The sequence below is a fragment of the Lysinibacillus contaminans genome (assembly GCF_001278945.1).
GTDB lineage: Bacteria > Bacillota > Bacilli > Bacillales_A > Planococcaceae > Lysinibacillus > Lysinibacillus contaminans.
On sequence record NZ_LGRV01000008.1, the window covers coordinates 1 to 20667 of the forward strand.

Consider the following 20667-nt stretch of genomic DNA (forward strand, 5'->3'; position numbering starts at 1 on the left):
AAGGATTGTTTTTTGTCTTTGAAGGACTGTTCATTTTTAACTTATAACTAATGAATTAATTATTAAATAATTTATAAATAAACAGATATCATTTATAATGAGTAATAAATAATTACTAATAAATAAAAATTAAGGACTGATAACTAATGAATAATGAAATGATTAAAAGTAAAACGATCAAAGTATCCTCTCAGCGTCATTTAGTGATTCCGAAAGAATACTATGACACGCTTCAGATCGGTGAGGAAGTAATGATTGAATTACATGAAGGGCATTTGGTCATTAAGCCGATTGTGAAAGTCGATGGGGATTTCGCAGAAAACTTATTAGAGGAACTGATTGCAGCTGGTTTTAGTGGTGAGGAACTGGTGGCTAAATTCAAAGAAGTAAAACAGATGGTACTAAACGGTGAGAAACCGTATCGATAACCTTATATAGTAGAAATTCATTAGATAATCCTTAAATATTTTTTCTCTGCAGCACGCTTAGGCTTCGCGAAATCATATTTTGCAAGGTATTAGTCATGTCGATTCGTCTCAACGTCTCAACAGCTTTCTAATGAAAAGAATTTCGACTACCTATATAATAGAAGAAACTCAAACTAATTGGACGTGAGAATTATGGAAAGCATTCATATACCTGCCGATGCTGTACGGATTATTAGTACGTCTAGTAAAGGCGACCAATCCAAATGGCGTGTCGGTAATCAATGGGTCAAACAAAATACACGTGGTTATGAAGGACAGGCCGAAGTATTAGCTTCCCTTGTACTGGCTCATTCTACGTTACAAGAAAAAGATTATGTTAAATATTATCCATGTGAAATCATCTTACCTGATGGCGAAACTTCCATTGGCTGTTATTCACATGATTTTCGAGACAAACTACAGGAAGTAACACTTGAGCGATTATTTGAAGCAAACTTTACTTCAACTGATCCGATATTGAACGATAAATCGTTATCAACATCCGAAAAGTTCGAACAAATTATGCAGCAAGTACAAGACTTTACAGGACTGGATGTACGTTTTGATATTGGTCGTATACTAGCATTTGATGCACTGATTTTAAATGAGGATCGTCATACGAATAATATTCTATTCCTGTATAATCCTGTTGAAAAATCATGGCAGCTCGCACCGATTTTCGATAATGGACTTAGCTTATTATCAGATGAAAAAGACTATGCACCCGGTAAACCTCTAACGATTTTAATGCGCAAGGTAAAGGCAAAACCTTTTAATTCAAGCTTTTCAAAACAACTATCTTTGTATACAGGACCAGCTTTTATCGATAAACTAACGCTTATTGAAGCACTCGAATCAAGTACAGATGATTTCGGTCGTGCAAAGCAAGTGCTCCTGTCACAGGTAAATGATCCAATCTTTAAACACTTATTCATTGAAGGAAGTGAAACGAATGATTGATTACATGAAGTTTGATGTCATGTGGATGGATGATGTGATTGCAACGGTTGATTTAAAACCTGTAAGCGGTGGAACGCCATACGTCATTAACTATATCACCGACTTTAACAAACAATTTTCGCCGAATATGGAGGGGCATATTACGCTCGAAGAACTTGAAAAGTGGCTTAAGTGGCGTACGTTTCCGCCAACGCGTGCCAATGCTGACGAACTACTTGAAAGCCTTGGCATGCAAGCATATAACCGCTGGGGCATTGTCCGAAAAACACATGGTGTGATGGCAGATGATGAAATTTGGCTACGTTTTAAAGGCGAGACCCTCAAACATCGGGATGTCTGCTTACGTAAAGATCTATACTATCCTGAGGAACCAAATTATCTAGAATTTCAATAAGTTAACGGGTTAACCTCACCAACAAAGGAGTTTTAAAGTTAACTAATGAAAATTAAATGGGCTCTCAGACATTTTAAAAATTGAGTTGATGGAGGATTCCCCGTCTCGATTCGTCTGAGAGCTTTTTTAATGTGCTCTTATTTAAGCAAACTAGCATAAAATAGAGCGCCATAGAATAGAGAAGTAAAATAATACGTGCGATAGCGTAGAAAAGAATTGAAAATTTTTGCGAAGAACAGGAGAGAGTAGCGTATGGAACAAACGATTTCAATAGAGAAGCGTATACAAGAGGTGCTCGCAAATGATCCATTATTTCAAGTCATCCAGGAAACACCAGCCGAGCATCACTTTTTATCAGAGCAGTACTTAGCAGAGCTGATTGAAAAGAAATTCTACTCAACACCCGAAGTAGCAAGTTGGTTTGACGTTACCGACGCCCAGTTACGTTGGTTCTGGTGCAAATATGATTTGTTAGAAACATTTTAAAAATAAAAGCCATTGAAGTATGGTTACTTCATCGACTTATAGTAAAAGCCCCTTGACGTTCCACACAATGTCAAAGAGCTTTTTTATTTTATTTAGATTCGATTGCAATACCATCACGTAAAGATTGTTTTAAAATTTTCCCTGATGTATTACGCGGTAATGCAGGTAAAAACTCTACAAACTTAGGCTTTTTATAGGAGGCTAAATTTTGAAAACAATACTCAATTATCTCTTCCTTTGTGAGTGTTTTATTTTCCTTTACCACTACGAAGGCCTTCACACTTTCTCCCCACTCTGCATCTGGTACACCTATGACAGCTACTTCAAAAATAGCCTCATGACGATATAAAAGATTTTCTATTTCGGCTGGGTAAATATTTTCACCAGCACTAATAATCACATCTTTTTTACGATCACGTATATAAATAAAGCCCTCTTCATCTGCAGAAACTAAGTCCCCACTATGGAACCAACCACCCTCAAAAGCTGCTGCTGTTTCTTCTGGATTTTTATAATATTCTTTCATCACTGTCGGTCCTCGGTACACAATTTCCCCAATTTCCCCGACTGCTACATCATTCATGTTCCCATCAACAATGCGTACCTCTATATTTAAAATAGGTTTTCCCAACGCAGCTGATTTACGCATTGAATCAGCTGGTTTCATGGCAATAGTAACTGGACTCGTTTCTGTTTGACCAAATAAATCATACATACCTTCTATTTTAAAATGCTCCATTATTTGCTCTTTTAATTTTACTGGGCATGTTGCTGCTCCAGCAATACATGTTCGCACAGAAGATAAATCATAGTCCCCTATATTAGGCGTATTCACAACAAAGTTCCACATGGCTGGCACTAAAAATAAAGTTGTGATCTTTTCCTCTTGAATGGTTTGCAACACAGCATTCGGAACAAAATCTTTCTGAATAACAGCTGTTCCTCGTGCTAAAGTGCAAAACACTAATGATGCGAGTGCTGCAGTATGAAAAAGCGGAGCTACAATCAGCTGTTTAACATTCATATCTAAATCTAATTCTCGAACCAAATTTTGTGCGTTCACTACTAGATTTTTATGTGTAAGTACAGCCCCTTTTGGTTTACCAGTTGTCCCAGATGTATACATAATGATGCATGCATCATTATCACTTTGCTGCTCGGGAATATAATCATATGTTTCATCAAACAAATGATTATATGAAAGCATCCCTTCGACTAGTTGTTCAGAAACTACTATTATTGTACGCAAATTCGGTAATTCGTTACGAATCGATTGAATAGTATCTACATACTCTTTATCGATAAATAAAAGCTCTGTATCAGAATCATTAATCATATAAAGCAATTCTTCACTGGATAGTCGGAAATTCATCGGTACACCTACGCCACCAGATAATGTAATAGCCCAAAACATTTCTACAAATTCTATAGAATTTTTAAACAGGAAACCTATTTTCTGATCTTTTTTAATACCTTGCTCCTGTATCCATCCTGCTAATTGTAACGCCTTACTTTCAACTTGTGCATAAGTAAATTCTTGATTTTCAAACGTAAAACATACCTTATCTGGTACAATATGCGCCGCACTTCTTAATATATTGCCAAGTAGTAACTCTCTCGACATCTCTAAAGATTTTGTTGTCATAAACTCACTCCTTTGAATTGGCTATAACTATAAAAACCTTTACTTGAATAACTCTGCCGCAATTTCTTCCATTGTTGCACCATCATCACCACGTCAATTAACAATTTTCGTAGCTGATAATAAGCTTTTCTTTATTTAAATTAAACTTCTTTTTTCGTTTAGTTTAATACTTGTTATCAAAGTGACTGGAGTACTCGTACACGGTCGGCCATCGAGCGCTGAGTTACTTGTGCAGATCGTGCTACTTGTTCAAACGCATGCTGTGCACCTGGGTGTACATGTAATTCAACCGAAATGCCAGATTGCCAAAGTTTCTTTGCATAATCAACATCTTCATCTCGGAAAATGTCTAGTTCACCTACCTCAATGTAAGCAGGGGCTAGTCCTTCGAAATTTGTATTACGTGCAGGGGCAGCTATAGGTGAAACATTATCTCCTGCTAAATCTTCTCCAAGAAGCGCCTTCCAACCAGTATAATTATTGTCATATGTCCATGAGGCGAATAGGACAATATACATATCAGGCTCAAGATTTCTATCATCTAGCATGGGGTAAATAAGAATTTGTTTCAAAAGTGGTGTCTCACGATCACGAGCAAGAATAGCTACACCTGCAGCTATACCTCCACCCGCACTATCACCCATTACAGCAATTCGATTTGATTCAATACCTAATTCAGAAGCATGTTCAATTAGCCATGTAATTGCAGCATAAGTATCTTCCACAAGTCCTGTGCCTGGATTTTCTGGGGCTAATCTATATTCAACCGCTAGAAATGGTACACCACTCAAAGATACATAATGAGAAACAATTGGATCATACATGTCAAGATTTCCACATACCATCCCTCCACCGTGTGCATATACAACAGCTGAACCAGGATTAGAGCCTATTTTGGTATACCAGCGAAGCTCAATTTCGGCATTGTCTTTAGTAGTTAGATTAAACGATTTGATTTTCACATCTGAAAATGATGGAGCTTGAGTCGCCCTATGTTCTATAAGTGCATTCACCATCTCTCGTAAAGCTTTCCAATCTCCACGTTTTGGTAATGTAACTTCTTCTGAATTTTTCGGAATTTCATCGAACACAGCCTGAATTTCTGAATCAAATTTAAAAGTCATTGTTCCATACCCCCCTTGATTAGTAGACCACATAACACTTCTAGTTGTAATAATATGATAGATATAGTTATTACATTACTAGCCCCATATCAAATCATCTCTACTTTTATATTAAAAAACTAAAATAATCAGAAAATTAAAAATAAAAACGCTATATCAAAAGCTAGTCAAGTTCTTATCAAAAATTCAGGTAAGAAAAGGCTTTTATAATGTTTTTTCAATGAAATGGCATAAAAAAGCACACAGTAGAAGAGAAAACTATAGAAAAGCAATAATTGGACATGCATTTAAATAGCATAGAAAAGAGTGCAAAGATTTCCGTAGAATAGGAGGCAATAGCGTATGGAACAGACGATTTCAATAGAGAAGCATATATAAGAGGTGCTCGCGAATAATCCACGATTCCATGTCATTGGGGAAACATCTGAAGTGGCCAGTTGGATTAACGTCACTGACTCTCAGTTAGATCATTATATTAAAGAATACCTTTACTATTTAAATTAAAAATTTAGTCTATACTGATTTAAAGGTAGAAAATTGATTAATCGATTATAATCGATTATTATTGATCAATATGAATAATCGATTGAGGGGTTGATTCGATGGAATGGAAAGAATCGCTTACATTAGAATGGAAACGCGAAGTAACTGAGGCCATCAAAAAAGAAGTCATTGCTTTTGCGAATACCATGGGGGGCGACCTCTATATCGGGATTGATGATGATGGGCAGACAATTGGTCTTGAAAATGCACATCAATGCTTAGAAGCTGTGTCGAGCATGATTAAAGATAGTATTAAGCCTGACATCTTAGCCCATACACGTTTAGAGATCATGCAGCGTGATCAAAAAGAGATCATTAAAATTCAAGTTTCGCAAGGAAGTCGTAAACCATACCACCTTGCGAGTAAAGGCATGAAGCCCTCTGGTGTATTTGTTCGTTATGGCACCTCTGTCAGTAACGCCTCCGATGAAGCAATTCGTCAAATGATTATGGCATCAGACGGCTCCAATTTTGAAACCATGCGTAGTCTCAACCAAGAACTTACATTTAACACTGCTCAAACGTTCTTTGAAAGGCTTCAATTGAAATTTGGTCCTGAGCAGCAGCGAACACTAGGACTGTTAACCGATGACGGCTATTATACAAACTTAGGTTACCTATTCTCGGATCAGTGTGAACATACGATTAAATGTGCACGCTACAAAGGAACGGATAAGCTTGAATTCCAAGATCGTAAAGAGTTTAATGGCTCTATTTTGGAACAAGTAGAGGCTGTGTATGAATACCTAAGCTTATATAATGCCAAATCTTCTACATTTGAGGGATTACAACGTATAGAGCAAGAAGAATACCCCTCTTATGCGATACGTGAAGCTTTAATTAATGCGGTCGTACACCGAGATTATAGCTTTAGTGGCAGCACCCTCATTCACCTATTCACAGATCGTATCGAAATCGTATCTGTTGGCGGTTTAGTAAAGGGCTTAACACTTGAAGATATTGAACTCGGCATTTCTCAGAGCCGTAATCCAAAGCTAGCCAATGTGTTTTACCGGATGAAATGGATTGAAAGTTACGGAACTGGCTTACAACGCATGAAGGAAAGTTATAAACATGCCGCAGAAGGGCCATTTTGGAAAGTCAGTCCGAATGCCTTTGTCGTGACGTTACCAAAACAGCAAATCGTTCCACCCTTACAACAGGATAACCAAATCGAAAGCTGGTTGAATGATAAGGAAACGTTCACTGCGAGAGAGCTAGAAGAGTATTTAAACCGCAGCAAAGGCACTGTCCGTAAAATCATCGAATCGCTCATTCATGAGCATCGCATACTTCGAGTTGGCAATGGCCCATCCACAAAATATGTCGTAAAAAAATAAAGAGCTCAGACCAATCTCTCCTCTCTCGATTGGTCTGAGCTTTTTTCAAGAAATCTAGCATAAAACAGCACTCAATAGAATATAGAAGCAAAATAGTACCTGCAATAGCGCTTTGTTTGAGCCATTTTTTAATGAAATGACCGCAATCTTCACTGTATTCTTCTCTATTCTTTTTTATTCTGTCCTACCCTATTCACGACTTCTATTTCTACTTCTTTACCGACCAAAGAACAAACTCACATTTCGGACAGTAAAACCTCACTTCTTATTGTAGGTCTGTTCTTTTGCAGCTAAGCCCCACAACCCAAAATATTTATAGGCTACAATAATAACTACTCCCACAATAAGAAGGGTAATTGGCATGATCCACGGTAGTCCTATGGAAACTAGTAGAGGTGCAAAAGTAATAATCATAATTTCAACCGGGACCATGCCTATGTATGATAAGGCATAATCATCTGAGGTTTTACTTTTTAAATCAGGATCCACAATACGGAGAAGTGAAAGTCCCATTGCTACTGTTCCTGTGCTCCATCCCCAACCGAATAAGGCTTTCTCAAACCAAAAATCTTTGAATATGTTTGGTCCGATAAACTTAAAGATGAGATAAGCCCAAATAGTTCCAAAAACAAATAATAAAATTAATGGTATGGCATAATCCATAACTACTGAAACATCTATAGAAGCAATACCGATGACAACTAAATAGTCGGTAGCACTCCCACCAATTCGATTTATTATTCGTTGATCGACATAAGAGTCAGCTTTTACTCGTCTAATTAAAATTTGAAAAATTAATGCTACAACAAAGGCGATACTAAGTAAAGGTACAGCAATTCCTGGTAAAAGCGAGTCCAATACCTGAGTTACCCAATAAGATATACCCACAACAAATACAATGATGGATAGATGTAAAACTAATGGATCAATAGAGCTTGATGATACTGTCTCGTCCCCCATACTAGTGCGGTCATCGGGTTTGATTAACCCTGATCGCATTTCAGAAGGTAAATCTTTAAAGCTCGACATAAATTGTGTGTGCCCTTTTTCAGTACCTCTTTTAACAAGCAGTATTCCACCTAAGACAGCAACTAATATCCCAACGGTGGCGGATGTCATACCTAGAGACTTAGCTTCTTCCCAGCCATGTAGACTAAATGCTTCTCCAATTGCGGCTGCTGTACCATGACCACCTAAAAATCCTGCCCCTAAAATTAATCCAAATCCACTTGGCAAGTCCGTAAACACTTGACCAAGGACCAAAAGGCCAAAAAGGGCTCCTCCACCCCACATTAACAAAGTCAGTAACATTGAATAGGACCACATATCTCTTACTCGACCAATGATTTTTCCAATATTGACCTTCTCATTTCCTATTGGTATAGATGCAAATATTACTGCAATTAATAATCCTGGATATGTAGCAAATTGGTCCGAGAAGGGAAGTATCTTTACTCCACTAGGTCCAAGGGCTAGTCCAATAAAACCAGCAATGATACTGGCTGGTAAAAATAGTGATTGAATCCATGTTATTTTCGCGCGTAAAATTGTTCCTACTAACAACAAACCAGACACAATACTAATATCAATCATCAATGCCCAAATTGAATATTCGTTCATTTTATTCCCCCTTTTTAAATAAATGATATTATTTGTAACACAGCACATTTTATTTTCGTAATATTGAAATTTTCAGCAAAAAAACGACATAATAAAGATATACTTCCATACAATTCCAGAATAATGTTCTTTTGGTTGGTATGTCAACAGAAAGCTAATGTCTGTTTAAATTCTACTGGCGTTAAACTGTCTAGTGTTCCGTGAATTCGAATGTTATTGCACCAGAACCCATTTTTAAAATGACCTTAATCCTCACTGCTTTCTTCTCTATTCTTCCCCATCCTATTAAAGGCTTCTACATTCTCTTCACCTATTTTAATAATTGCTCAAAAATGAACTATCCAATATTTCGAACACAATTACTTTAACTGTAAAAATGAACATTTTAAAGTTAACCACCGAAAATCAAAAGAACTCTTTTTCAAAAAATCTAGCATAAAACACAATGCCATAGAATAGAGAAAAATAGAGAAGCAAAATAGTACGTGCCATAGCGTAGAAAAGAATTGAAATATTTTGCGAAGAACAGAAGAGAGTAGCGTATGGAACAAACGATTTCAATAGAGAAGCGTATACAAGAGGTACTCGCGAATGATCCATTATTTCAAGTAATCCAGGAAACATCAGCCGAACAGCACTTTTTATCAGAGCCATATTCAAGCGAATTGATCGAGAAGAAGTACTATTCACCACCTGAAGTAGCAGGCTGGTTTGAAGTAACGGATGCCCAGCTGCGTTACTTCATTAAACGATTTGAAGAATACTTATTTGATGGACAAGCAACGAATCCAACAACAGCAACCGTTATTCGCTTAGACTTCAAAGCGATTTTGAAGCTACGTATGATACTGCTAGTAAAAGATGAGTACCGTGTGAAAGGCTTAAAACAACTTTTACGCATCAATGAAGATGGCCATATCGTCAAACAAGTACCAACTCAAGAAAACTTACCCGAAACGACCACTGACAAACGTGTAGATACTCTAAGCCAAGCGCTTGCACAGATCATGCATACCGGTTTATTTCAAATGGAACAAGATGAAGAGACCGAAGAAATGAAGCTCACTTTAAACGTGGACTTTCTCCAGAAAAAAATCAAAGCACTTCCTTCCGAATCTTCGCAAGAAATTGAAAAGCTTTAATCGCTAACGGAAAAACTGGAGCTAAAAAATCAGGAACTAGCCGAAAAAGCAGAAGGGATTCTTACATCAAACAAAGTAGACATCGCCATCCGAATCAGAGAAAAACACATTGAACAAAGCTTCCTAAACCTCCTAGAAAATGATGCCCTAACGCAATACGCAGCAACAAAAGGATGGCAACTCTTCGGGAAACTTTTCCGTTCTACCCAAATAGAAATCGAGAAAAAAAGTATATTGTTGCCTAAATCGATTAACATTTTTCTGAGCAACTAAAACAAGAACTTCACCAGTACCACGAGTTGCGTTACAATCTTTATTTACAAAAGGGCTCATCAATAGCTCCGGAAAAATCGATTCGGTTTCTTATATAAAACGTCGTATTAAAGAACTAATCGAAAAAGAAAGTAAAAACGCACCTTTATCCGATCAACAACTAACGATTGAATTAGTAGCTGAGGAGATACAAATCTCACGTCGAACTATTGCAAAATATCGTAAAGAATTAAATATTGCCAATTCATCTAAACGGATCTATATGTAGGTTCTTAAAAAGCAACTTCCTGACACACTAAAAAAGCTGTCCAACGTACGTCTTGGACAGCTTTACGATTAAGATGGCATTCCCATAATCGCTTTTGGCTCAAGAAATTCTTCGATTCCATAATCTCCCCATTCACGACCAATACCGGATTGTTTAAAGCCACCAAATGGTGCCGACCTATCCGTTTCACTATCATTGATTCTGATTTGTCCTGCTCGAATAGATAAGGCCACTTTCTTCAGTTCTTCTTTATCATTTCCGAATACATAACCAGCAAGACCATAAATGGTATCGTTGGCAATTTCAATGGCTTCGTCAATATCTTTATACGTGATCACCGACATGACCGGTCCAAAGATTTCTTCTTGTGCAATCGTCATATCGTTCTGCACATTTGTGAAAACTGTTATTTTCGAAAAGAATCCTTTATCCAGTCCATCTGGTTTGCCAGGTCCGCCAATAACAAGGGTAGCCCCTTCTTCCTCACCCTTCTTGATGTAGGCTTGAACAGTTTCCCATTGCTCTTTGGAAACCTGTGGACCCATAAATGTATGTTTGTCTTGTGGATCACCAACTGGGAACTCTGTTACTAATTCCTTCATGGCTCCAATGAAATCATCATGCATTTCTTCTGGTACAATCATTCGTGTAGCCGCTGAACATACCTGACCTGTATTCGTAGCAATTTGAGCTAAAGCCGTTTTCGCTGCTTCCTTGACATCTGCATCTTTTAAAATGACTAAGGGCGATTTGCCACCAAGTTCCAATGAGACATTTTTAATATCGTCTGCAGCATTCTTCATTAAATTACTTCCAACTGCACCCGACCCAGTAAAAGATACAGAATCGATATCCGGATGAGAGCTGATTGCCCTCCCAACTGTTGAACCTGAACCATTGACAAGGTTAAAGACCCCTTTAGGAACACCCACTTTGTCAAAAATCTCCGCCAGAATAATAGCCGCAAATGGTGTTTTAGATGTTGGCTTCACCACCATCGTGCTACCAGCTGCCAACGCACTAGCCAGCTTTGTAGAAATCTGATTGGTCGGGAAATTCCAAGGTGTAATCAGTCCTGAGACACCAATTGGTTCCTTCAGGATATAAGAGTTTCCTCGTTCCTCCGTAAACTTGAACGTTTTCAATTCCTCTGCTGCCTGTTTAAAGTGTGTAAGCCCTAGTTGATAATGGATTTCCTCCGATTTTGTTATGGGGGCTCCTAGCTCTTCGGTTATGACTTTTATTAAATCCTCCTTGCGATTTTCATATTCTTTTGCAATAGCCTCTAGAAGCTTTATTCGGTCGTTCACTGACATTTTAGAAAAGGTAGGGAACGCCTCTTTTGCCGCCTGGACAGCTCGATTCACATCTTCCTCAGTTCCGCTGCTAATCTTACCAATCACTTCTTCTGTTGCCGGGTTTATTACGTCAATTGTGCCTGACCCAGTAGAATCAACCCACTCACCGTTGATGTATTGTTTTACATGATTAAGCATAATCAAACTCCTTTTTAAATCGACTTACTATAAAATGTTCCCTTTTTGATTAATAGTAAACATTTGGCGTTTTCATCACAATTCAGCTCTATTTCAAGAAATCTAGCATAAAACAGAGCGCCCAGAGAAAAATAGAGAAGCAAAACAGTACGTACCATAGCGTAGAAAAGAATTGAAAATTTTTGCGCAGAACAGAAGAGCCTTGCGCATGGAACAAACGATTTCAATGGAGAAGCGTATACAAGATGTGCTCATAAATAATCCATGATTGCAGGTCATTGGGGAAACACCTGAAGTGGCCAGTAGGGGGCATAGCTGGTGCCATTTCATACTATTTTTCTCCAATATAAGTAGGTCAAATCATTTTCATATATTCTAGATTGTTGCTAGTATGCCTTCTTGCGTCTAGTAATACCATCCAGTCAACAAAACCACTAATTTACAAATTTAACGCATTCAAACATCAATCCCGCATTTTTAATGTATAGTTAGAGTAAATTTTAAAAGCTAAGCACTAATAGAATGTACGTTGGGGGAGATATACAGTGAGAAGAATTATTTTATCGACTGAGAGTGGGGCCGATTTGCCGGAAGTTTTAGCGGACAAACATGATGTACAAGTTGTACCGATGCATGTCATCATGGATGGTCAGGATTATTTAGATGGTCATCTATCCGTAAATGAAATTTATGATTTTTATGAACGGACAAAAAAGATACCTTCTACATCAGCCACTAATGTCCATGAGTATCATGAGTTTTTTAAGAAAATTAGAAAAGATTTTCCTGATAGTATCATTATTCACATTGGTTATACGTCAAAGGCATCTGCTTCCTTTCAAAATGCGTTAATTGCAGCGGAAGATTTTAAGGATCTTTTTTTAATTGATGCGTTGAACGTTACAGGTGGATTAACTGCAGTTGTGATGTATGCTGTAACTTTACTAGAGAAAGAACCTAGCATTGATCCTGTTCACTTAATAGAAAAAATCGAATCAAAGGTTCCTAAATCCAGGCTTGCTTTCATTCCTGGTAGCTTAGATTTTTTAAAAGCAGGTGGACGAGTAAGTAATTTAGCTTATCTCGGAGGTGCTTTATTGAAAATAAAACCATGCATTGAATTAGTAGAAGGAAAGCTTGTTTCAACTAGAAAATATCGTGGAAATATGAACAATGTTGCTGAAAAATTAATGCGTGATTATTTAAATCAATATGATATAGATAGACAACAAATTTATTTTATCTACTCAATCGGACTCAGTGAAACTATCAAGCAACGGATAACTGAAATGGCAAATGAAACTGGTTTCGAAAATAGTACTTGGATTCAAGCCGGTGCAATGATTTCTACTCATTCTGGTCCTGGAGGATTTGGAATTGCAGGAATAGAAGTTTAACCTTGTATATAATTCTAAAAAGGCTTCATCGATAAGGAAGTTTCAACCATTGAACCACTCAAGACGAATTCATATAAAAACAAATGAGCTCTAGGACGTATTTAAAATCGAGTTGACGGGTATTTCTCCGTCTCGATTCGTCTGCGAGCTCTTTTATTATGCTCTTTTTCAAGAAATCTAGCATAAAACACAACGCCATAGAATAGAGAAAAATAGAGAAGCAAAATAGTACGTGCGATAGCGTAGAAAAGAATTGAAAATTTTTGCGAAGAACAGGAGAGAGTAGCGTATGGAACAAACGATTTCAATAGAGAAGCGTATACAAGAGGTACTCGAGAATGATCCATTATTTCAAGTAATCCAGGAAACACCAGCCGAGCAGCACTTTTTATCAGAGCCCTATTTAAACGAATTGATTGAAAAGAAGTACTACTCAACACCCGAAGTGGCAAGTTGGTTTGATGTTACCGACGCCCAGCTCCGATACTACATTAAGCCCTTTGAAGAATACCTTTTCGATGGACAAGCTACAAATCCAACAACAGCCACAGTCATTCGCTTAGACTTCAAAGCGATTTTGAAATTGCGCATGATTCTACTATTAAAAGATGAGTACCGTGTAAAAGGCTTAAAACAACTTTTACGCATCAACGAAGATGGCCATATCGTCAAACAAGTACCGACTCAAGAAAACTTACCCGACACGACTAACGACAAACGTTTAGATACCCTAAGCCAAGCGCTCGCACAAATCATGCATACCGGCTTATTTCAAATGGAACAAGATGAAGATACGGAAGAAATGAAACTCACTTTAAACGAGGACTTTCTCCAGCAAAAAATCAAAGCACTTCCTTCCGAATCTTCGCAAGAAATTGAAAAGCTTCAATCCATAACGGAACAATTGGAGCAGCAAAATCAGGAATTAGCCGAAAAAGTAGAGGGGATCCTCCTATCAAACAAAGAGGACATCGCCATCAGAATCAGAGAGAAACACATTGAACAAAGCGTCCTAAATCGCCTTGAAAATGAAGCCCTAACGCAATATGCAGCAACAAATGGATGGCAACTCTTCGGAAAACTTTTCCGTTCTACGCAAATCGAAATCGAAAAGAAACAGTATATTGCAGCGTATATAGAAGAACACTTTCCTGAGCGACTAAAGGAAGAACTTCATCAGTACCATGAGCGACTGGTGGAGTGAGGGGCTACCCAAAACGCAACAAAGGCAACCTCCTAACACAGGGAGATTGCCTTTGTTGGCATTGATTGATTTCAGTGCTCTCTATGGTTTTCAGCTAGTTCACAGGGTCACTTAGAACGCTTTTCGCTGGTAAATGCTAGTGGTAACTCCCCAAGAGACCGCGTAAAGGAGCACGATCACAACTGCCACTCCCGTATACAAAGCTGAGGTGGATAAGCTGGCGATTAAATCGGTAATGATTGTTAAATGTTTAGCTAAAAACGACACAAAAGGCGGTAATACGGCTGCTAAAATGATAAAGCTAATCATAATAACCGTTGTGATTTTGCCCCTAAATATGTAAAATAAAGGGAAGGTAAACGCAACAAATGCTAAGAATAAGCCACTGCCAATTGCCAGATCAGTCAGCGTAAACGGTTTATCGAAAACTAATAAGCCTAAACTTGTGAGCCCTATGGATATGCCCATGTAAACAATCGCACCAATATAGCGTGATGCAATAATTTCCTTACGTGTATACGGTAAAGAATTTAACAAAATATTCGTCTCTGCTTTCTCATCGTACGCATATGCGTTAAAGGGAATAATGATACTGGCAACCATAAAAATTAAAGCTGGATGTGAGTTCATCACGATAAAGAAGATAATAAAAGGAATGAATAATAATAACTGTCTTTTCTGTATGATGGCATCACGCCTGATTAAATTAAACATAGCTTTTCCTTCCTTTCATGTAGTACATGATTTCTTCCAAAGATGCTCTTTCAATAACCACCGAATCCCCGAATATAGTGTTTACTGCTTTAATATTATCCGTTAATGCCTCAAAACCAGTTGGTGCAGGATGTACATGGACAAAGGCTTTTTCCGTGTCTCGATCTAGCAAATCCATACCGCCTTTCACGAGCGCATAGGTTTCAGCCACCTCATGAATGGACTGGGTAAATACCAATTCCCCGTTCTGTATAAACGCAATATAATCTGCGATACGATCCAAATCTGTTGTAATATGTGTTGAGAAGAAAATAGTACGACTACCATCAAGCATTAATTCTTGTAAAAGATCCAGCAGCTCCCGTCTGAAAATAGGATCTAAACCTGCTGTTGGTTCATCCATAATGATCAGCTCTGCATGATGGGATAGAGCGACCGCCAATGATGCCTTCATCTGCATCCCCTTGGAGAACGTTTTGATCGCTTTATTAAGAGGTAATTTGAATTGTTCCACATACTGATAAAACAAAGCATCATCCCATTTTTTATAAGCTGGTCCAACAATGCGCTTGATATCTTTTAAGTTCAGCCCTTCAAAAAACACATTGCCATCATATACAAACCCAATGCGCTCCTTAATTGCCTTCTCATGCGTCGCGTAGTCCAACCCAAAAATCTTAACCTCCCCAACATCCGGTTTTAATAAATTCATGATCATTTTGATCGTTGTCGACTTCCCAGCACCATTTGCGCCAATGAAGCCCGTCACAAAGCCTTGTTTCACTTGCAAATTCATATTGTTAACGGAAAAACCTTTGAAATTTTTCGCGACACCTTTTAATTCAACTACATTTTCCATTCATTTCACTCCTCATGTAAAATCTTCAATAATTGCTGTAGTTCATCAAGTGATAAGCCAATTTCTTTACTATTCATAATGACCGCACTCAGCTGCTCCTCAATGGCCTTTAGCTTCCGCTCTCTCATGACTTCTAAATTTTGTTCTGCGACAAAAGAACCTTTGCCGACAATGGAATAAATAAAGCCTGCCTTCTCCAATTCTTCATAAGCGCGCTTTGTCGTGATCACACTAATTTGTAAATCCTTTGCGAGTTGACGCATGGAAGGTAACGCAGCCCCATTTTTCAGATCACCTGATAAAATAGACGATTTAATTTGATGCGTAATTTGTTCATAAATCGGCTCCTTCGAACTATTGGAAAGTATTATTTGCATGTTAATCCCTCTTCTTTGTTTTTACTCAACTTCTTTTTCTCATTTGAGATACACCATATACAACGGCGAAAATCCCGAACAATACAAGAACTAGTATATTTGTTAGTGGATCGCTAATTTTTGGTATTGAGTCCTCAAACACCTTTAAAAGAACCACTAGTACTAAAACAAAAATAATCCCTACAATTGAGACTTGTTTCATTATTTCTTCCCTCCCCCAACCCATGCTTCATGCACTTCACCAATTATGTAAAATAATGATTTAGTGATTATAAACGATATACATGTATCCCCTAAGTTCCAATATTGTATATACACTATATACACATCATACACACTCATAAAACTTCATGCAACTATTTTTATTTAAAAATAAATAATTTTCAGAATATTATTCTTGAACGGTAAAACAGAATGTTGTTCCCTGAAATTTAGGGGAAAGGGATGATAACTAGGGGAAATCAGCCCCTTCCTTCGCTTTCGGAAACAAAAAACGAGTACTCCAATTTTCCAAAAGGATAAAATGATGCAACTTGATGAAAGGTATGCGGAGGGTATATGAAAGAAGTTACAGGTGAGGTTATTGTAAAGCGTACGAATACGCGAGAAATAATTTCGTGGTTTTAGATGTTAAAGAATTAGAAAATTCGAGAAACCACATTGAACAAAGCCACCTAACGCAATATGCAACCACAAAAGGATGGCAACTCTTCGGAAAACTTTTCCGTTCTACTCAAAATGAAATTGAGAAAAGCAGTATATTGCAGCCTATATAGAAGAGCATTTCCCTGAACGACTAAAACAAAAACTTCACCAGTATCATGAGCGATTGGTGGAGTGAGAAACTACACAAAAAAGCCAATTACCTAACAGAGCAAATCTTTCAACTAGAGCAAGCCAATGAACGTATTCGCGAACTAGAAAACACGCTAGAAAACGCCCAGCTGTGGTCTTTTAATAAAGATTGATAATTTATAATTAAGTTCGATCATTTATAATAAATTTTGATAAAAAACCTGTATGGAATGCAGTTTTCTTATTCCACAATCGGGCCAGATTGTTGAGGAAAGTAAAACACATATTAGTGTGTTGAAGTTAATGAATTAACAAAGCAGTTTAGATTATCTAGGAAGGCTAATAGTAGGGCACCGTCAGGAAAAAGCGGATTTACAAATAAGTTCATTCTTCAAGTAACTCTAGTGTTTTTATCGATTTTTTATGTCAAAATCGGAAAAGAATAAATTGATATAAAGGGACAGTACCTGTTATTACTAAGGGAATGCCCCTTATTCTTTAAGGATTATTTTTTTAAACCAGCTGCAAAGTAGGGACCATTAACGGTAATGGTCGTTAGAATACGAGCCATTTCTTGAGGAGATTCTTTCCTACCACTTTCCAACCATTGTTGAATTACCCCTATTATTGCAGTTCCCATATAAGAAGCTAAATATTGTCCTGGAACTAGGAAGTTTTCTTCCTTTATAAATGCGTTTGGATTATTTCCATAGAGTGTTTCCCACATAAAATCTTTCAGTTTTGATTGAAATGTTAAATCCCCCTTTGGACCTAACACTGCTTTCATAAATTCGCTATTTATACTTAGATACTCAAATAATGAAACTGTTAAGGAAAATGGTGTCAAATCCTGAGAGTCAGTTTCAAGTGCAGCAATAACACTTGGAAAGTTTTGTTTTGTAATTCTGGACATATCAAGCATAATTTCCTCTTCACATTTAGCCATTAAATCAAATTTGTCTTGATAGTGTGCATAAAATGTTCCTCTATTAATTTTCGCCCTAGTTGTTATGTCTTTAACAGTAATTGCTTCAAAACCTTTTTCATTTATTAATTCTACTAATGCGTGTCGAATGGACTCTTTTGTCCGAATGACACGTAAATCACCATTATTAATACTCAAGCTAATTCCCCCTTTATTTTACCAAACACAAATATTGAAAGTGTTCGAAAACCAACACATTTGCCATTTTTAATTATTGAATAGTACTTAATTCAGTTTTATAATTTGAAATGTAATAAACAACAGGTTGTTTATTATTATAACTTATCAGATGGGTACAGCCAACATTTTAATGAAAATATACACTTGGCTAAATTCGACATCAACTAATCTGTATTTTTTCACTCAATGTTGAGGTGCTACTTTTAGTTACAGCAATCAATTTATAAGGAAAGGAAGTAGATGTAAAATGAATAAATTCTTGGGTCGACCTGATCTGAAAGCAACACATCCAAATGACACTAAACCAGGTTTGAACAAAATAGTCGTGACTACGGCGCATTATGGTAATCAAGAGATGATAATGGAGAAGGATGTTCCCATTAAAATGCGTGATGGGGTCACTATATATGTCAATATCTTTCGTCCAGATAAGCCTGGAAAGTTTCCGGTGATTATGAGTATGGATCCATATAATAAAGATGGCTTACCCCCCTATGAGACTTTTCGTCAAGTCTGGCCGACAGTAGGTACTATCGTTACATCTCTTTTTGCACCATTTGAGTCACCTGATCCCGGTTTTTGGGTGCCAAACGATTATATATTGATTAAAATCGCAACGCGTGGTAGTTCAAATTCGGAAGGTGACCTCTATCCTTGGACGAAAACGGAAACTCAAGATTATTATGAAGTAATCGAATGGGCTGGCGTTCAGGAGTGGAGCGATGGCAATGTGGGATTAAACGGTGTGTCATATCTTGCCATGACCCAATGGCGGGTGGCAGCTATGAATCCGCCTCATCTGAAGGCGATCATACCGTGGGAAGGGACTACTGATTTGTATCGGGAATGGTACTTTCACGGCGGAATACCGGAAACGGTTTTCTCAGCTGATTTCGAGAAGTTGCAACATACCCGGTGGCCAAATAACAACATAGAAGAAATGGTAGCGGCGCAAAAAGAACATCCGTTACTCGATGAGCACTGGGAAGAAAGACAGGTTACATTGTCCGATATCAAGGTACCCATGTTTGTTTGCGCCAGCTGGTCCACCCAAGGGTTGCATAATCGCGGTACCTTTGAAGGCTTTAAACAGGCTTCATCCAAAGACAAGTGGCTGCTGGTTCATGGCCGCAAGGAATGGGAAACCTACTATTTGCGTGAATCGCTGGAACAGCAGAAGGAGTTCTTCGATTATTTCCTGAAAGGCATTGAGAATGATTGGATGGATACGCCTCGGGTACGCTACGAGGTCAGAGAGAAATTCTATAAAGGGCACATTCGCACCGCGAATGAGTGGCCGATACCCCAAACAAAATATTCCAAGCAATATCTGAACGGAGAAGAAATGTCCCTGCAGCAGGCTCCCGTTCAGAACGAAACCAGAATTACCTATAATGCCGAACCTGGTCAGACAGAAAACAGTGATTTAAGATTTAAAATTACCGCCGACGAGGACATCGAGCTCACAGGAAATATGAAGCTCAAGCTCTGGGTCTCCACCGATGACACGGATGATATGGATCTTTTTGTCGGCATTAAGAAGTATGACAGACGTGGCAATGAAGTATTCCTGCCAGACTTTAACCATATTGAAAACGGTCAGGTGGCTAGAGGATGGCTGAGGGTTTCCCATAGAGAGCTGGATCCAGTGAAATCTACTCCTTATCAGCCTGTACTTAAGCACAAGAGATTAATGAAGCTTAATAAAGGCGAGATTGTGCCAGTAGAAATTGAAATATTGCCTTCAAGCATATTCCTAAAGAGTGGGGAAAGTCTGATTCTGGTCATAAAAGGCAGCGACATAATTATCGATGACAACCAGACAGGCTCAAGGGGATATGGGCACACCGATACAGTGAACAAAGGAACTCATTCGGTTTATGCTGGCGGGAAGTATGATTCATTCCTTTTGGTACCGGTGATTCCCAAGAAAGATTAGTGAAAGTCTGAGGCAGGCAAGTATGCAAATTGCGCTGGCTGGACTCAGAAAAATATTCCATGTAGGTAAGTTAATGTTTCCGTGAAAGGATAACGGTTGGTATACGTCTCTCAATTTATTATGACCACTGAAACAATAGTAAGTTGAATGAACTGGGCCCGAGCTATACCGCCAGGACTATTGGTATTGGAGTAAGAAAAATACGCTAAGTCGGTTATATCTAAAGACTTAGCGTATCTACTCTTTAATATATATTACTATGGAAATCCACAATACCTCGAAAATGAGGTATTAAATAGATAGAGCAATAATATTTGTTGTAGCTGAAGAGTTGATTCTAAGCTCTCAGGAAAGAGAAACATGTATCTGACTTCTATATATTTAATGGTTGGTTTTATATTGGTGATGATTCTATATGTGGCATTGGGATAACTTGAATTTTTACTTATATAGGACTTT

The 20667-nt window shown here is 37.8% G+C and carries 19 protein-coding genes; 10 read left to right on the forward strand and 9 right to left on the reverse strand.

The features are described from left to right. Nucleotides 1-146: 146 nt before the first annotated feature. From AEA09_RS18620 to AEA09_RS18635, 4 genes are all read left to right on the forward strand, one after another. Nucleotides 147-428: an AbrB/MazE/SpoVT family DNA-binding domain-containing protein gene (locus AEA09_RS18620; RefSeq protein ID WP_053585470.1), complete on the forward strand. Its 282-nt coding sequence runs from the start codon at nt 147-149 to the stop codon at nt 426-428. A gap of 192 nt (nt 429-620) precedes the next feature. Further along, the gene (locus tag AEA09_RS18625) at nt 621-1427 is read left to right on the forward strand and encodes a protein kinase family protein (protein ID WP_053585471.1); all 807 of its coding nucleotides are present in this window, start codon (nt 621-623) and stop codon (nt 1425-1427) included. Further along, complete coding sequence (locus AEA09_RS18630; protein ID WP_053585472.1) at nt 1420-1821, forward strand: hypothetical protein; 402 nt, start codon at nt 1420-1422, stop codon at nt 1819-1821. The genes AEA09_RS18625 and AEA09_RS18630 overlap by 8 nt, the downstream gene beginning before the upstream one ends. A gap of 252 nt (nt 1822-2073) precedes the next feature. Next, nucleotides 2074-2307 carry a hypothetical protein gene (locus tag AEA09_RS18635; protein WP_053585473.1) on the forward strand — a complete coding sequence of 78 codons (234 nt, stop codon included), beginning with the start codon at nt 2074-2076 and terminating at the stop codon, nt 2305-2307. An 88-nt stretch (nt 2308-2395) separates the two neighbouring features. On the opposite strand, the gene AEA09_RS18640 is transcribed toward AEA09_RS18635, so the two are convergent. After that, entirely contained in the window at nt 2396-3952 is a 1557-nt protein-coding gene (locus AEA09_RS18640; protein WP_053585474.1) for a class I adenylate-forming enzyme family protein, read from the reverse strand. 176 nt (nt 3953-4128) lie between these two features. Next, the gene (locus tag AEA09_RS18645; RefSeq protein WP_053585475.1) at nt 4129-5076 is read right to left on the reverse strand and encodes an alpha/beta hydrolase; all 948 of its coding nucleotides are present in this window, start codon (nt 5074-5076) and stop codon (nt 4129-4131) included. Nucleotides 5077-5678: 602 nt separating this feature from the next. Here AEA09_RS18645 and AEA09_RS18650 point away from each other — a divergent pair. Continuing rightward, nucleotides 5679-6959 (forward strand): RNA-binding domain-containing protein, encoded by a 1281-nt coding sequence (locus tag AEA09_RS18650; protein WP_053585476.1) that lies wholly within the window; start codon nt 5679-5681, stop codon nt 6957-6959. A 258-nt stretch (nt 6960-7217) separates the two neighbouring features. Here AEA09_RS18650 and AEA09_RS18655 read toward each other — a convergent pair whose 3' ends face one another. Beyond that, nucleotides 7218-8579, reverse strand: coding sequence for a sodium/glutamate symporter (locus AEA09_RS18655; protein ID WP_053585477.1), 1362 nt, complete (start codon nt 8577-8579; stop codon nt 7218-7220). Nucleotides 8580-9121: 542 nt separating this feature from the next. Here AEA09_RS18655 and AEA09_RS18660 point away from each other — a divergent pair. Further along, nucleotides 9122-9721: a hypothetical protein gene (locus AEA09_RS18660; protein WP_082332731.1), complete on the forward strand. Its 600-nt coding sequence runs from the start codon at nt 9122-9124 to the stop codon at nt 9719-9721. 331 nt (nt 9722-10052) lie between these two features. Then, nucleotides 10053-10262 (forward strand): RNA polymerase factor sigma-54, encoded by a 210-nt coding sequence (locus tag AEA09_RS19735; protein ID WP_245622913.1) that lies wholly within the window; start codon nt 10053-10055, stop codon nt 10260-10262. Between the two features lie 68 nt (nt 10263-10330). Here the strand turns inward: AEA09_RS19735 and AEA09_RS18665 are convergent, their stop codons facing one another. After that, entirely contained in the window at nt 10331-11758 is a 1428-nt protein-coding gene (locus tag AEA09_RS18665) for an aldehyde dehydrogenase family protein (RefSeq protein WP_053585478.1), read from the reverse strand. A gap of 545 nt (nt 11759-12303) precedes the next feature. Here AEA09_RS18665 and AEA09_RS18670 point away from each other — a divergent pair. Together AEA09_RS18670 and AEA09_RS18675 are read left to right on the forward strand one after the other, a co-directional pair. Further along, on the forward strand, nt 12304-13155 hold the full coding sequence (locus tag AEA09_RS18670) for a DegV family protein (RefSeq protein ID WP_053585479.1): 852 nt from the start codon (nt 12304-12306) through the stop codon (nt 13153-13155). 289 nt (nt 13156-13444) lie between these two features. Beyond that, nucleotides 13445-14359, forward strand: coding sequence for a DNA primase (locus AEA09_RS18675; RefSeq protein WP_053585480.1), 915 nt, complete (start codon nt 13445-13447; stop codon nt 14357-14359). 111 nt (nt 14360-14470) lie between these two features. Here the strand turns inward: AEA09_RS18675 and AEA09_RS18680 are convergent, their stop codons facing one another. From AEA09_RS18680 to AEA09_RS18695, 5 genes are all read right to left on the reverse strand, one after another. After that, on the reverse strand, nt 14471-15073 hold the full coding sequence (locus tag AEA09_RS18680) for an ABC-2 transporter permease (RefSeq protein WP_053585481.1): 603 nt from the start codon (nt 15071-15073) through the stop codon (nt 14471-14473). After that, nucleotides 15066-15932, reverse strand: a complete 867-nt coding sequence (locus AEA09_RS18685) for an ABC transporter ATP-binding protein (protein ID WP_053585482.1) — start codon at nt 15930-15932, stop codon at nt 15066-15068. The genes AEA09_RS18680 and AEA09_RS18685 overlap by 8 nt, the downstream gene beginning before the upstream one ends. Nucleotides 15933-15937: 5 nt before the next feature. Continuing rightward, nucleotides 15938-16309 carry a GntR family transcriptional regulator gene (locus AEA09_RS18690; RefSeq protein WP_053585483.1) on the reverse strand — a complete coding sequence of 124 codons (372 nt, stop codon included), beginning with the start codon at nt 16307-16309 and terminating at the stop codon, nt 15938-15940. Between the two features lie 25 nt (nt 16310-16334). After that, nucleotides 16335-16511 carry a hypothetical protein gene (locus AEA09_RS20035; RefSeq protein WP_156312251.1) on the reverse strand — a complete coding sequence of 59 codons (177 nt, stop codon included), beginning with the start codon at nt 16509-16511 and terminating at the stop codon, nt 16335-16337. 1098 nt (nt 16512-17609) lie between these two features. Beyond that, complete coding sequence (locus tag AEA09_RS18695; RefSeq protein WP_053585484.1) at nt 17610-18227, reverse strand: TetR/AcrR family transcriptional regulator; 618 nt, start codon at nt 18225-18227, stop codon at nt 17610-17612. A gap of 289 nt (nt 18228-18516) precedes the next feature. On the opposite strand from AEA09_RS18695, the gene AEA09_RS18700 reads away from it, so the two are divergent. Next, nucleotides 18517-20208: a CocE/NonD family hydrolase gene (locus AEA09_RS18700; protein ID WP_053585485.1), complete on the forward strand. Its 1692-nt coding sequence runs from the start codon at nt 18517-18519 to the stop codon at nt 20206-20208. The last annotated feature ends 459 nt before the right edge of the window (nt 20209-20667 follow it).